Here is a 13,741-nt window from a genome sequence, read left to right on the forward strand (position 1 = left end):
CTATGCCCACCCGCAGACAGTTCCTCGTCCTGAGCTCCACAGCGGCACTCACCGGTCTGCTGTCCGAGACGCCCGCGACGGCCGCCGAGACCGCGCAGCCGTTCGCGTCCTACTGGCACCCGGCGACGATCCTGAACTGGGACCCGTCGACCGACCGGGACGCGAAGTACAACCGCAGCACCGTTCCGCTCGCGAGACGGGTCGCCCCGGCCAGACCGGCCAACGCGCACGCCCGCCCGAACGAGGCCAGGGTGCAGGCGCTGGTGGCCTACGCGCCGACGAGCGGCAACCCCGCGCAGGGCTCGCTCGACATGAACTACTACGCCACGAACTACTGGCAGTACATCGACGAGCTGGTGTTCTGGGGCGGATCCGCGTCCGAGGGCCTGATCCTCGCGCCGAACCCGACCGTCACCGACGCCGCGCACCGCAACGGCGTCAGGGTGATCGGCAACGTCTTCCTCCCGCCCACGGCGTACGGCGGTCAGATCCAGTGGGTCCGCGACTTCGTGAGGCGCGAGGGCGACCGGTTCCCGGTGGCGGACAAGATGGTCCAGGTCGCGCGTCACCACGGGTTCGACGGCTGGTTCCTCAACCAGGAGACCGCCGGCGGCAACACCCAGCTCGCCACCGACATGCGCGACTTCATCGTCTACCTGAAGAAGTCCGGGCTGCGGGTCATCTGGTACGACGCGATGACCGACACGGGCAGCGTCAGCTGGCAGAACGCCCTGACCGCGCGCAACCGGGCGTTCTTCGAGCAGTCCGACGAGATGTTCCTGAACTTCTGGTGGAGCACGCAGGGCCTCGCGAACTCGGCGGCGCTCGCGCAGCAGATGGGGCGCAGCCCGTACGACCTGGCGTCCGGGGTGGACGTCGAGGCCAACGGCTACAACACGAGCGTCACCTGGGCGAGCATCTTCCCCGAGGGCAGGCCGCACGTGACCTCGCTCGGCTTCTACCGTCCGGAGTGGACGTTCAAGTCCTCCACGGGCCCCGCCGACTTCTACAGCCGCGACAACAGGTTCTGGGTCGGCCAGAACGGCGACCCGTCGAACACCACGACGACCGCGAACTGGAAGGGCGTCGCCCACTACGTCACCGAGCTGACGCCGATCACGCAGCTGCCGTTCGTCACGAACTTCAACACCGGCCACGGCAGGAAGTTCGCCGTCAACGGGACCGTGCGCTCGACGCAGGCGTGGAACAACCTGTCGTTGCAGGACGTCCTGCCGACGTGGCGGTGGAGCGTCACGGGCAGCGGCACGAAGGTCACGCCGTCGCTCGACTGGGACGACCCGTACGACGGCGGCACCGCGCTGAAGATCACCGGCACCCCGCAGTCCGCCAACGACGTCCGCCTGTTCGCGACGTCGCTGAGGCTCACCGGCGCCAGCCAGTTCGAGATCGTGCACCGCACGGGCACCGGACCGTCGCGGCTGCAGGCCGTCCTGAAGATCGGCACGACCGAGCAGGTCCTCGACCTCGGCGGCGTCAGCGGGGCGTGGCGGCGCAGCGTCTTCCCGCTCGGCGAGCACTCCGGCGCCACGCTCACCGAGATCTCGCTGCGCGTGCTGCCCGGGGCCGCGGTCACCGCGCTGATCGGCCGGATCGGCGTGACGAACCCGGTCCTCACGCCGCCCGCCGCGCCGTCCGACGTCCAGACCGAGCAGGTGAGCCGCACCAACGCCACGACGGTGTCGGCACGGCTCACCTGGACCCGGTCACCCGGTGCGCGGCAGTACCGCGTCTACAAGGCCGGCACCGAGCGGATCTTCCTGGGCGGCACGGCGAACGACGCGTACTTCGTGCCCGCGATCCCGCTGGCCATCGGCGAGACCGCGCGGATCGAGGTGGAAGCGGTCAGCGAGGCGTTCGACGTCTCGCCTCCCGCGAGCACCTCGATCACTGGTACACCCTGACGTAGTCCAGCACCATGTCCTGCGGCAGCTGCGTCCCGGCCCCCGGCGGGCCGGGCCAGTCGCCGCCCACCGCGTTGTTGATGATCAGGAAGAACGGGTGGTCGTAGACCCACGGCCCCCGCGTCGTCTCCAGCTGCTCCCGGTCGACGGTGAAGAACCTGTTGCCGTCCACCGAGAACGTCATGTGGCTCGAGTCCCACTCGACCGCGAACGTCCGGAACGCCGACGACGCGGGCTGGCCGAGGTCGAGCGGCGACCCGTACCCGCCCGCGCCGAAGTACGCGGGCGCGTGCAGCGTCGAGTACACGCGGTTCGGTTCCTTGCCGACGTGCTCCATGATGTCGATCTCGCCGGTGTAGGGCCACGGCCTGCGCTGGTCGAAGAAGTCCGCGCCCAGCATCCAGAACGCGGGCCACAGCCCCTGCGTCGACGACACCTTGATCCGCGCCTCCACCCGGCCGTAGGTGAAGGTGAACTTGCCGTAGGTGTTGAGCCGCGCGGACGTGTACTGGCAGGTCCCGCTGCCGCTCACCGGGTCGACCGGGCACGCGCTGCCGGGCGTCACCTCACGCCGTGCCTGCAACACCAGGTTGCCGTTGCCGTCGTGCCGGGCGTTGTTGTTGTTCGTGTAGTACTGCAGCTCGTTGTTCACGCCCGGCCCGATCTCCGGCGTCCACTTGGAGGCGTCCGGCCCGGTGCCCGCCGGGGCGTTGAACTCGTCGGCCCACACGAGCCGGCCGGGGAACGACGGGTTCGGCGGCAGCGGCGGAGGCGTCACCGGAGCGCCGCCCGTGCCGTAGACCTGGAACTCCCACAACGAGTAGCCATAACCGTTCGACCTGGCCGTGCCGTACATCCGCACGTACCGGCCGGTGCCGCTGACCGTCAGCGTCTCCTTCAGGCCGCGGCCCGCGGTGGTCGAGTAGATCTGCCGCCAGTTCGCGTTGTCGTCGGAGACCTCCAGCCGGTACGCGGTGGCGAAGGCCGGGTCCCACTGCAGCACGACCTTCGAGATCTGCGCGGTCGCGCCCAGGTCGACGGAGATCCAGCCGGGGTCGACCCAGCCGTTGGTCGCGCTCGTCGCCCAGCGGGTGGCGGGATCGCGGTCGAACGCCTTGGCGGGCGTGCACCCGCCGCAGTTCGCGTCGTCCTGGAACGTCGACGCGGCACCGGTTTTGCCGTACGAGAGCAGGGTCTCCGCGGTGCTGCCCCGCGTGCCGAACACCTGGAACTCCCACAGCGAGTAGCCGTACTGCGTGGCTCGCTGGGTCAGGTCGAGCCGCACGTACCGTCCGGTGCCGCTGACCGCGAGCGTCTCGGTGCCGCCCGGACCGGTCGTCGTTCGACGAAGCTCCTGCCAGCTGGTGCCGTCGGCGGAGATGCTGAGCGTGTACGCCCGCGCGCTGGCGGCCTCCCAGGCGAGCACCACCTGGTCGACCCTCGCGGACGAGCCGAGGTCGATCTGGATCCACTGCGGATCGCTGAACGCGCTGGACCAGCGGGTGCCGAGATCGCCGTCGACGGCCGACGTGGCGCCGAACGCGGCGTTCTCACTGCTGGAGGCGGTGACCGGGCGGTTCTGGGAGATCAGCGGGCCGGCGGCCGCGGCCTGCACCGGGACGATCAGGGCCGCGGCGGCCACGACCGCGGCGAACAGGGGGAATCTTCCGCGTTGAAGTCTTCCTGACATGGGTGCTCCTGGAGCCGGAGAACGAGAGGTGAGGGCGAGAGAGCGCTCTCTTGCGACAGGAGTTCAGAACCGAGCGTCGGGGCACGGGAGGCGCCGTGTCAAGAAAACCGGGACTTCTGAACGTTTCTTGCGGATTGACGCCAGATTGCGGACTGCGCCATGCTCGGTATGCGTGAGAGCGCTCTCCCAATCCTGCTGCGGAGAGGAAAGCTTCAATGAGGAAGCCTTTGTTCCACATCGCCGCCGTCATCGGGCTGATAGCCACGGCGCTCAGCATTCCCGTTGCGGCACAAGGAGAACCCGTCCGCGTGGCCGAGTTCCTCGCAGAGTGTCCCATCAGCCACCGGCTGCCGGACGACCCGATCGTCCTGCCGAACCTCGCCGGTGCCTCGCACATGCACGACTTCTTCGGCAACCACTCGACGAACGCCCGGTCCACCCAGCAGTCGCTGGAGGGGCAGACCGGCAACTGCAACCCGGCCGCGGACATCTCGTCGTACTGGGTGCCGACGCTGTACCGGGACAACACGGCGATCGCACCGACCGGCGTGACCTTCTACTACCTCGGTGAGGGCGTGAACAACCCGGCGGCGATCCAGCCGACGCCGTACGGGTTGAAGATCGTCGCGGGCAACGCGAAAGCCACGGGTGATGCCGACAGCATCGCGCGCTGGTCCTGCCTGCACGCCGGGCACGTCAACCCGTCCAAGAACTTCGTGACCTGCCCCGCGGGCACGATGCTCGAGACCTACCTGGACTTCCCGCAGTGCTGGGACGGCCGGAACCTGGACTCGGCCGACCACAAGTCCCACATGTCCTACCCGGTCGCGGGCGGCTGCCCGTCGAGCCACCCAGTGTCCGTGCCGAAGCTGCGCATGGTGCTGAGGTATCCGGTGAACGGCAGCACCGCCGGACTCCGGCTCGCTTCCGGTACGGGACAGACGATGCACGGTGACTTCTTCAACGTGTGGCCGCGCGCCGAGATGGAGCGCCGCGTCCGCAACTGCATCAACGTGGTGATCAAGTGCGACCACAACGGCAACCACGGATGAAAGTGCTCCTGCTGGCAGGCCTTCTCGCGGCCTGCCAGCAGGCTCCACCCCCGCCACCGGCACCGGTCGCCCAGAACGGTTACGGCGCAACGGAACGGGCATTCGTCGAGCTCGCCATCGCCACCGACGAGCAGGCCCTGAAGCTGCTCGACCTCACCGACCGGTCCGAGCTGAAGGAGAACCGGAACATCGAGCTGACCGAACTGAGGAAGCTGCTCGACGCGCCGTACGTGAACAACCACGCCGGGCACGACATGCCGGGCATGCCGACGGACGCCGAGATCCAGCTCGCCTCGACCAGCCCGGACGCCCTGGACCAGTTCGTGCGCACCCACCTCACCGAGTCGCTCGAGGTCGTGCGCTCGGCGGGGTCCGCGATCACCCACCCGCCGACCGCCGAGGTCGTGAAGCTGATGGAGCGGCACCGCACGGCAGAGCTGGCGGCCGGGTGAAGCGCGTGACGCTGGAGGAGGTGGCTCGGGTGGCCGGGGTGTCGCGCGCGACGGCGTCGAGAGTCGTCAACGGCGCTTCCAGCGTCGACGAGTCGCTGCGCCACGCCGTGCAGAAGGCCATCTCCAGCACGGGGTACCTGCCGAACATCGCCGCGCGGTCGCTCGTGACGCGCCGGGCGGCCGCGATCGGCCTGCTGCTGCCCGACGAACGCCGCATGGACGGCGACCCGCACCTCGCGAGCGTCGTCAGCGGCGTGACGAGGGTCGTGCGACCGCTCGGCATCCACCTGGTGCTGATGATGACCGGCCCCGGCACGCGTGCGCAGGCGATGAGCGACCTGCGGTGCGGGCGGCTCGACGGCGTGATCCTCGTGCACACCGACCCGGCGGACCCGGTGCCGGGCGAGCTGATCGCGGCCGGGCTGCCGGTCGTGCTCGCCGGCCGCCCGCTCAAGCCGATGCCGATCACCTACGTCGACGTGAACCAGACCGCGGGGGCCGCGATGGCCGGGCGTCGCCTGAAGTCGTTGCGGTGCAGCAGGATCGCGACGATCACCGGACCCCAGGACACCCCGGCGGGCCAGGACCGGCTCGCCGGGTTCCTCGCCGAGGTGCCGGACGCCGTGGTCGTGCACGGGGACTTCACCCGGCAGTCCGGGATCACCGCGATGCAGAAGCTCCTGCGCTGCTGCCCGGACGTCGACGGAGTGTTCATCGCCTCGGACCTGATGGCGAACGGCGCCATCCCCGTGCTGCACCGCAACGGTCGCAAGGTGCCGGACGACGTGGCGGTCGTCGGGTTCGACGACAGCAGCGCCGCGCTGACGTCCGAACCCGAGCTCACCACGGTCCGGCAGCCGATCACCGACATGGCCGCGGAGATGGCGCGGCAGCTGCTGCGCCAGATCGCCGAGCCGCGCTCCCCCGCCACCTCGGTGGTCTTCGAGCCGACGCTGGTGGTGCGGGACAGCGGCTGAGTCAGCTCGTCCGCTGCCGGATCGGCATGTCGCGCGCGATCACCCACGTGCCGGCCAGCGCCACCACGAACGACAGCACGAGGACCGCGGGCAGCGCCGAGCCGAACAGGTCGGGGGTGTCGTCGACGAACGGCAGGTTGCCCGACCCCGGCATCCGCAGCCGCGTCACGACCACGAGCGCCAGCGCCACGGGCAGGACGAAGAGCCCGCCCCCGCCGTACCTGTCGAACGCGGCGGCGCAGAGCATCCCGACCGCGATCCACACCAGGTACATCAGGAAGTACGAGAGCTGGGCGCCGTGCTCGTCCGCACGCCAGTCCATGAGCGAGTAGATCCCGCCCTCGACGAGGAAGCCGAGCCATTCGGTCGCCGTCATCACGACCGCCAGCACGACGGAGAACGCCGATGCCGCAAGGAGGAACTCACGGCGCGTACGCCCGTGCGCCACGGCGACCGGCATCATGTTGTGGATCGCGTAGACGCCGATGAACAGCAGGAACCAGGGCCCGACCTGGGACGCGACGACGTTCCACGCGCTGATCTCGACGTCGCGGAAGATCGACACGACGAACGTGAGCGCCACGACGAACACGAACGCGCCGCCCGCGACCATCGCGCTGAACAGGCCGAGCGCCGCCGTCAGGCGACGGAAGATCTTCACCGCTTGCCTCCGACCGGATCGGTGAGGTGCACGAACAGGTCCTGCAACGCGATCGGCCCGAGCTCCAGGCCGAGCCCGCGCGCCCGGATCAGCTGGTCGTCCTCCAGCGCCCCGTAGACCATCGCGGCCTTGGTGCGTCCCAGCGACTTCTCGCCGAGCACCGTCATCCCGGCGGTGAACTCGTCGACGTCGGAGGCGTTCCCGGTGACCTCGGTGCCGCGCGAGCGCAGCACGTCGGCCTCCTCCTGCAGCACCAGCCGGCCGGCGTCGACGATCACGACCTCCTCCAGCAGCGAGGAGAGCTCCTCGATGAGGTGCGTCGAGATCATGATCGTGCGCGGGTGCGCCATGAAGTCGTGCAGCAGCGTGTCGTAGAACGCGTACCGCGTCGGCGTGTCCATGCCGAGGTGCGACTCGTCGAGCATGGTGAGCGGCGAGCGGCTGGCGAGCCCGATCACGACGCCGAGCGCGGACCGCTGCCCCAGCGAGAGCTCGCCGACCTTGGTCCTGAGCCCGATCTTGAACAGCTCGGTGAGCTCCAGCGCGTAGTCGTTGTCCCACGTGTCGCGCCAGGCGGCGCCGTACTCCAGCACGTGCGAGACCTTGTCGCCCTTGTCCGCGGCGTCGGCGGAGTGCCGGACCAGGCACACCCGGCGCATCGCGGCGGCGTTCTCGAAGACGGGCACGCCGTCGAGCTGAACGGTTCCTGAAGGCTTGCGGTACCCCGCGAGCGCCGACATCAGGCTGGTCTTGCCGGCGCCGTTGCGCCCCAGCAGCCCGTAGATCTTGTTGCCGGACAACGTGAAGCTCATGTCGTCGATGGCGGTCACGTCGCCGTAGCGGACCGTTAAGCCCTGCACCTCTACTCGCATCACACGCCCCCGTTGTTCTCGTGCTGCTCGATCCGGCGGATGACCTCGGCGAGCGGGATGCCGATCGCCCGCGCCTCCGCGACCATCGGGTCCACGACCTCGCCGAAGAAGGTCTCCCGCCCCTGTGCCCGCAGCATGTCGCGAGCCCGCGTGCTCACGAACATCCCGATCCCCCTCTTCTTGTAGAGCACCTGCTCGTCCACGAGCTGCTGGAACGCCTTCGCGGCCGTCGCCGGGTTGATCCGGTAGTAGGCGGCGTACTGGTTGGTCGACATGACCTGCTCGTCCGCCTTCAACGCCCCGCTGAGCACGTCCGCCTTGATCCGGTCGGCGATCTGCCGGTAGATCGGGCTCCGGTCGTCGAACATGACCTAGTTCCTCGGTTCGTTACTCATGTAATGAACCATAGCAGTGGCGGGGTACGCTTGGCCACGTGGTCGGGGTCGCGATCCTGTGCGCGGTTCTCGCGGCGGTGTGCAGCGCACTCGGCGCGATGTGGCAGCACGCCGGTGTGCGGGAGACGACCGACCTGAAGCTGACGTCGGCGTTGCAACTCGTGCGTTCACGCCGGTGGGTCCACGGGTTCCTGGTGCTCTTCGCGTGCGCGGTCCTGCAGGTCGTCGCGCTGTCGCTGGCCCCGGTCTCGGTGGTCGCGCCGCTGAACGCGCTGGCCATCCCGATCATCGCGGTGGTCCGCGCCCGCAGGCTGAGCGGGATGCTCGCCGCCGCGGTGCTGGTGGCCACGGTCGGGATCGTGGTGTTCGTGACCATCACGGCGGGCGAGGCGATTCCCACCGAGGTGACGCCGAAGGTCGCGTTGCAGGCCGGTCAACTCGTGGTCGCGGGCGTGCTGGTGTGCGTCGTCGCGGCGACGTTCACCGCGGGGGCCATCAGGGCGCTGGCGCTGTCCGTGGGCGCCGGCATCGCGTACGGGCTGGTCGCCGTGCTGGTCAGAGACGTCACGACGTCGCTGCCGGCACTCGAGTGGGTCTCGCTCGGCGGGCTCGTCGTCGCGTTCCTCACCGGCGCGTGGTTCATCCAGCTCGGCTACGCCGCCGGGCCACCCGACCTCGTCGTGGCCGGTCAGACCGTCGTGAACCCGATCGTGGCGGCGTGGATCGGCATCAAGCTGCTCGGCGAGGGCACGGGCATGAGCGCGGTGGCGCAGGCCGGGCTGGTGGTGAGCGCGGTGGCCGCGGTGTCCGGCACCGTCGTGCTGGCCTACTACCACCGCGTGAAGGTCGAGGCATGACCTTGGTGGCACGCGAGAAATGCGCTCGCGTGCCACCAAAGTAGGAGGACGCTCTTCCGCCGGCTACCTCACCGGATGGAGGCCGGACGCAGGTCCGTCCAGTTCTCCTCGACGTAGGCCAGGCACGCCTCGCGGCTCTCCTCGCCGAACACCTTGGTCCACCCGGCGGGCACCTCCGCGAACACCGGCCACAGCGAGTGCTGCTCTTCTTCGTTGACCAGCACGAAGAAACGGCCCTGCGGGTCCTCGAACGGGTTGGTCATGACGGTCCTTCCTCGTGGAACTACTTGACTGCCTGGAGCTTCGGTTCCGCCTGCTGCTGCGCGACCCCGCGCAGGACGGAGTCGAGGATCTCGCCGACGCGCACGGCGGTGTTGGAGAGCAGCGACGACGTGATGCCGTGCGTGTGTTCGGTGCCGCCCTGCAGGTAGATGCCGCCGCGTACGGTGTCGTCCGTGACGAGGCGGTAGTCGCGCGTCACCTTCAGCCGGCCGCGCTCGTCGCGTTCGAGGTGGCGGCCGAGGTCGCCGAGCAACCCGGCGGGGTTCGCCGGCCGGTAGCCGGTGGCGTAGACGATCACGTCGGCGTCGATCGGCAACTGCCCGCCGTCGGCGAGCGACTCGACGACGCACTTGCCGTCGGAGGTCACGTCGGTGAGCCTGGAGGTGTTGTGCAGCAACAACCTCTGCCTGCCGACGACCTTCTCCCGGTACACCCGCCGGTACAGCTCCTCGATGAGGTCGCCGTCGACCACGCCGTAGTTCGTGTTGGCGTGGTAGCCCATGAGCCTGGCCTTGACGTCCTCGGGCGCGGCGTAGAAGTCGTCCACCGCGGCGGGGTCGAAGATCCGGTTCGCGAACGAGCTGTCGTCGGCGGGGCTGTAGCCGTACCGCGCGAACACGCCGTGCACCTCGGCCCGCGGGAACCGGTCGTGGAAGAACGCCACGGCCTCGGCCGCGCTCTGCCCGGCGCCGACCACGACGACCTGGCGCGGGTCCTCCAGTGTGTCGACGCGCGTGAGCAGGTCCTTGTTGTGCCAGATCCGCTCGCCCGGCTCGATGCCGTCCGGCAGGTTGGCCTCGAGACCGGTCGCCAGCACCAGGTTGCGCGTCCTGACCTGCTGGTTCCCCGCGGTGAACTCGAACCCGTCGCCGGTCGCGCGGACCTCGGAGACCTCCGCGCCGTACGAGACGTGGTGCTCGACCCGTTCCGCGGCCCACTCGAAGTAGTCGTGGAACTCCTTGCGCAGCGGGAAGAGGTTCTTGTGGTTGACGAAGTCGATCAGCCGCCCGCGGTCGCGCAGGTAGCAGAGGAAGCTGAAGGCGCTGGTGGGGTTGCGCAGGGTGACGAGATCCTTGAGGAACGAGACCTGCATCGTCGCGTCCTCGAGCAGCATCCCCCGGTGCCAGCCGAACCGCGGCTGCTTCTCGAAGAAGCGGGCTCTGACGGGGAGTTCGTGTTCCTCCACGGCGATCGCGAGAGCGAGGTTGGACGGGCCGAACCCCACTCCGGCCAGGTCTAACACCGGTTCCATCGCGATCCTCTCCTGGCACTCCACGCTGGCGTAAAGTAACCCTAACTTAACTAAGGCATGCCTTAGCTAGTACATTCGGACGTGATCCACGTCGCTGGAGCGCGAGAACGGTCGTACGCGAGCGCCGCTCGACTCGGATTCAAGCCGTGAACAGGCGCGAAGAGGCGGAAATGGAACCGGCCCGGCCGTCGTGGGGGCGCGGAGATTCCACGACGGCCGGGCCGGAATTCAGGGGTCAGTGGCGGGTGATCAAATCCCGGAACCACCGCGCGCTCTGCTTGAGCGTCCGCTCCTGGGTCTCGTAGTCGACGTGCACGATGCCGAACCGCTTGCCGTACCCGTAGCCCCACTCGAAGTTGTCCATCAACGACCAGGCCAGGTAGCCGCGCACGTCCGCGCCGGCCCGCACCGCGGCGGCCACGGCGGCGATGTGCGACCTCAGGTAGTCCACGCGGTCGGCGTCGGCGACGTGGCCGTCCACCACGTCCAGGTCGTCGAAGGCCGCGCCGTTCTCGGTGATCACCATCGGCACGCCGTAGTCCTCGTGCAGGCGCACCAGCAACGACGTGAAGCCCTCCGGCACGATCTCCCAGCCCATCGCGGTGACCGGGCGGCCCTGCGGCACCACCTCGGACACGTGCGGGTCGTCGGTCGCCCTGCGCACGTGCGAGGTGTAGTAGTTCACGCCGAACACGTCCAGCGGCGTCGAGATGACCTCCAGGTCGCCCGGACGCACCGGCAGTTCGGCACCTCGCGCGGCGACGTCGGCCAGCACGTCCTCCGGATAACGCCCGTGCACCAGCGGATCCAGGTAGATCCGGGTGCCGAACCCGTCGGCGCGGCGGGCCGCGTCCACGTCACGCGGGTCGTCGGACGCCGCGCTGTGCGTGCCCATGTTCAGCGTGATGCCGAGCGACGCCACGTTGCGCGAACGGAGCTCCTGCGCCGCCAGCCCGTGTGCGAGCAGGAGGTGGTGCGTGGCACGCATGGACTCGGCGAAGTTCGTGCGGCCCGGCGCGTGCCTGCCGGTGTCGTAGCCGAGCACCGCCGAGCACCACGGCTCGTTCAGCGTCGTCCACGTCGGCACGCGGTCGCCCAGCGCGTCGTGCACCAGGCCCGCGAACTCGGCGAACCGGTACGCGGTGTCGCGGTGGGGCCAGCCGCCCGCGTCCTCCAGCTCCTGCGGCAGGTCCCAGTGGTAGAGCGTGAGCCACGGGTCGACGCCCTTGTCCAGCAACTCGTCGACGAGCCGGGAGTAGAAGTCGACGCCCTTGCGGTTCACCGGGCCGCGGCCGCCGGGCTGGATGCGCGGCCACGACACGGAGAACCGGTACTTGTCGACGCCCAGACCGGCGATCAACGCCACGTCGGACGGCATGCGGTGGTAGTGGTCGCAGGCCACGTCGCCGGTCTCGCCGTTCACGACGGCGCCGGGACGGCGGGAGAAGGTGTCCCAAATGGACAGGGTTCGGCCGTCCTCGTCCCACGCGCCCTCGATCTGGTACGCCGAAGTCGCGACGCCCCAGAAGAAGTCGGCGGGCAGCCCCGCGGTCACGTCAGACATGCACACCCTCCAGCCAGCACGCGACGCGCCGGGTCTCCTCGACGTTCTCGAGCGACGGCACCCGCTCGCCGCACACGTCCATCGCCGACGGGCACCGCGGGTGGAACGGGCAGCCGGACGGCATCGAGCGCAGGTCCGGCGGTGAGCCCGGGATGCCCTTCAGCTCACGGCGGGGACCGCGCAGCGCCGGGAACGACCCCAGCAACCCCTTGCTGTACGGGTGCTTCGCCGCCCGGTAGATCTCGCCCGCCGGCGCCTCCTCGACCACGCGCCCGCCGTACATGATCGCGATGCGGTCGGAGAACTCCACCAGCAGCGAGATGTCGTGGGTGATGAAGATGACCGAGAACCCCAGGGTCTCGCGCAGCCTCATCATCTGGCCGAGGATCTGCCGCTGCACCACCACGTCGAGCGCGGTCGTCGGCTCGTCCATGATGACGATCTCGGGTTCCAGCGCGAGCGCCATCGCGATCATCACGCGTTGCCGCATGCCGCCGGAGAGCTGGTGCGGGTACGCCCCCAGCCGGTCGGCCGGGATGCCCACCAGCCCGAGCAGCTCGCGGGCACGGGCCGTGCGCTCCGGCCGCTTCATCTGCGGCCGGTGGGTGCGCAGGACGTCGTCGAGCTGCGTGGCGACCGAGATCACCGGGTTCAGGGCGTTCATCGCGCCCTGGAACACGATGGAGATCTCGCTCCACCGCAGGACCTGGAGTTCCTTGTCGCTGAGCGACAGCAGGTCCTTGCCCTTGAAGAAAACCTCGCCCGACGGCACGTGTCCCGGCGGTTGCAGCAGGCGCGTCGCCGCATAGGCCAAAGTGGACTTGCCGCTGCCGCTCTCCCCCGCGAGGCCGAGCACCTCGCCCTTGTTCAGCGTCAGCGAGACGTTGTGCACGGCGCGGAGCTTGCCGTAGTCGACCGAGAGATCGCGGATCTCCAGCACCGGGCTCATGCGCGCACCTTCCGCAGCCGGGGATTCGCGTACTCGTCGATCCCGAAGTTGATCAGCGCCAGCGCCGTGCCCAGCAACGCGATGCACAGGCCAGCGGGGACGAACCACCACCACGCGCCCAGGCCGAGCGCCTGGTTGCTCTGCGCCCAGAACAGGATCGTGCCCCAGTTCCAGGTCGAGAGCGAGATGACGCCGACGAACGACAGCGTGATCTGGAGCATGACCGCGAAGATCACCGTGCCGACGAAGCCGGACGCGATCACCGCCATCAGGTTCGGCAGCACCTCGAACACGATGATGCGCCAGGTCGACTCACCGGACGCCCGCGCGGCCTCCACGAAGTCCCTGCGGCGCAACGACATCGTCTGGGCGCGGAGCACACGGGCTCCCCACGCCCACGCGGTCAGCGAGATCACCGCGGCGATCAGCACGGTGTCGGCGGACGGCAGCATCGAGGCCACGATGATGATCAGCGGCAACGCCGGGATCACCAGGAACACGTTGGCCAGCATGGACAACGCCTCGTCGGCCGCGCCGCCGAGGAACCCCGAGGTGACGCCGACGAGGATCGACAGCAGCGTCGCGAGCACACCGCACACCAGCCCGACGACCATCACTCCCCTGGTGCCCACGAGCACCTGGGAGAAGATGTCCTGCCCGGTCATGGTCGTGCCGAACCAGTGCGAGCCCGACGGCGGCGACAGCAGGTCGTCGCTCATCGCGGACGGGTCGTACGGCGCGATCCACGAGCCGATGACCGCGATCAGCGTGAAGAAGGCCAGGATGCCCAGGCCCAGTTTGGTCTTGAAGTTCACC

At 69.3% G+C, this 13,741-nt stretch carries 14 protein-coding genes; 5 read left to right on the forward strand and 9 right to left on the reverse strand.

The features are described 5' to 3' along the window. Positions 1-2 precede the first annotated feature (2 nt). Complete coding sequence (locus tag BMY74_RS16315) at positions 3-1,922, forward strand: endo-beta-N-acetylglucosaminidase (protein WP_089916630.1); 1,920 nt, start codon at positions 3-5, stop codon at positions 1,920-1,922. Here BMY74_RS16315 and BMY74_RS16320 read toward each other — a convergent pair. Continuing rightward, complete coding sequence (locus tag BMY74_RS16320; RefSeq protein WP_089916632.1) at positions 1,906-3,612, reverse strand: discoidin domain-containing protein; 1,707 nt, start codon at positions 3,610-3,612, stop codon at positions 1,906-1,908. The two genes, BMY74_RS16315 and BMY74_RS16320, sit on opposite strands and share 17 nt — an antisense overlap. A 215-nt stretch (positions 3,613-3,827) precedes the next feature. On the opposite strand from BMY74_RS16320, the gene BMY74_RS16325 reads away from it, so the two are divergent. Genes BMY74_RS16325 through BMY74_RS16335 form a run of 3 tightly spaced genes read left to right on the forward strand, consistent with a single transcriptional unit; the run spans position 3,828 to position 6,093 of the window. Beyond that, positions 3,828-4,664 carry a DUF1996 domain-containing protein gene (locus BMY74_RS16325; RefSeq protein WP_089916634.1) on the forward strand — a complete coding sequence of 279 codons (837 nt, stop codon included), beginning with the start codon at positions 3,828-3,830 and terminating at the stop codon, positions 4,662-4,664. Beyond that, positions 4,661-5,116, forward strand: a complete 456-nt coding sequence (locus BMY74_RS16330) for a hypothetical protein (protein ID WP_143091590.1) — start codon at positions 4,661-4,663, stop codon at positions 5,114-5,116. The genes BMY74_RS16325 and BMY74_RS16330 overlap by 4 nt, the downstream gene beginning before the upstream one ends. A 5-nt stretch (positions 5,117-5,121) precedes the next feature. Beyond that, a complete protein-coding gene (locus BMY74_RS16335; protein ID WP_245786156.1) occupies positions 5,122-6,093 on the forward strand; it encodes a LacI family DNA-binding transcriptional regulator in 972 nt (323 codons plus the stop codon). A 1-nt stretch (position 6,094) separates the two neighbouring features. Here BMY74_RS16335 and BMY74_RS16340 read toward each other — a convergent pair whose 3' ends face one another. Genes BMY74_RS16340 through BMY74_RS16350 form a run of 3 tightly spaced genes read right to left on the reverse strand, consistent with a single transcriptional unit; the run spans position 6,095 to position 7,994 of the window. Further along, complete coding sequence (locus tag BMY74_RS16340; protein ID WP_089916641.1) at positions 6,095-6,754, reverse strand: hypothetical protein; 660 nt, start codon at positions 6,752-6,754, stop codon at positions 6,095-6,097. Further along, entirely contained in the window at positions 6,751-7,626 is an 876-nt protein-coding gene (locus BMY74_RS16345; RefSeq protein ID WP_089916644.1) for an ATP-binding cassette domain-containing protein, read from the reverse strand. Before BMY74_RS16345 ends, BMY74_RS16340 begins: the two co-directional genes overlap by 4 nt. Then, complete coding sequence (locus tag BMY74_RS16350) at positions 7,626-7,994, reverse strand: GntR family transcriptional regulator (protein ID WP_089916647.1); 369 nt, start codon at positions 7,992-7,994, stop codon at positions 7,626-7,628. Before BMY74_RS16350 ends, BMY74_RS16345 begins: the two co-directional genes overlap by 1 nt. Before the next feature lie 65 nt (positions 7,995-8,059). Between BMY74_RS16350 and BMY74_RS16355 the strand changes: the two genes are divergently transcribed. Further along, positions 8,060-8,878: a DMT family protein gene (locus tag BMY74_RS16355; RefSeq protein ID WP_089916650.1), complete on the forward strand. Its 819-nt coding sequence runs from the start codon at positions 8,060-8,062 to the stop codon at positions 8,876-8,878. 68 nt (positions 8,879-8,946) lie between these two features. Here BMY74_RS16355 and BMY74_RS16360 read toward each other — a convergent pair whose 3' ends face one another. The 5 genes from BMY74_RS16360 to BMY74_RS16380 form a co-directional block, all read right to left on the reverse strand. Then, positions 8,947-9,141 (reverse strand): MbtH family protein, encoded by a 195-nt coding sequence (locus BMY74_RS16360; protein ID WP_089916653.1) that lies wholly within the window; start codon positions 9,139-9,141, stop codon positions 8,947-8,949. A 20-nt stretch (positions 9,142-9,161) separates the two neighbouring features. Beyond that, positions 9,162-10,412: a lysine N(6)-hydroxylase/L-ornithine N(5)-oxygenase family protein gene (locus BMY74_RS16365; RefSeq protein WP_089916655.1), complete on the reverse strand. Its 1,251-nt coding sequence runs from the start codon at positions 10,410-10,412 to the stop codon at positions 9,162-9,164. A gap of 235 nt (positions 10,413-10,647) precedes the next feature. Then, positions 10,648-11,976: a GH1 family beta-glucosidase gene (locus BMY74_RS16370; RefSeq protein ID WP_089916658.1), complete on the reverse strand. Its 1,329-nt coding sequence runs from the start codon at positions 11,974-11,976 to the stop codon at positions 10,648-10,650. Continuing rightward, on the reverse strand, positions 11,969-12,925 hold the full coding sequence (locus tag BMY74_RS16375; RefSeq protein WP_089916660.1) for an ABC transporter ATP-binding protein: 957 nt from the start codon (positions 12,923-12,925) through the stop codon (positions 11,969-11,971). The genes BMY74_RS16370 and BMY74_RS16375 overlap by 8 nt, the downstream gene beginning before the upstream one ends. Continuing rightward, positions 12,922-13,740, reverse strand: coding sequence for an ABC transporter permease (locus BMY74_RS16380; RefSeq protein ID WP_245786157.1), 819 nt, complete (start codon positions 13,738-13,740; stop codon positions 12,922-12,924). Before BMY74_RS16380 ends, BMY74_RS16375 begins: the two co-directional genes overlap by 4 nt. Position 13,741: the final 1 nt, after the last annotated feature.

Source organism: Lentzea albida, assembly GCF_900111005.1.
Classification (GTDB): domain Bacteria; phylum Actinomycetota; class Actinomycetes; order Mycobacteriales; family Pseudonocardiaceae; genus Lentzea; species Lentzea albida.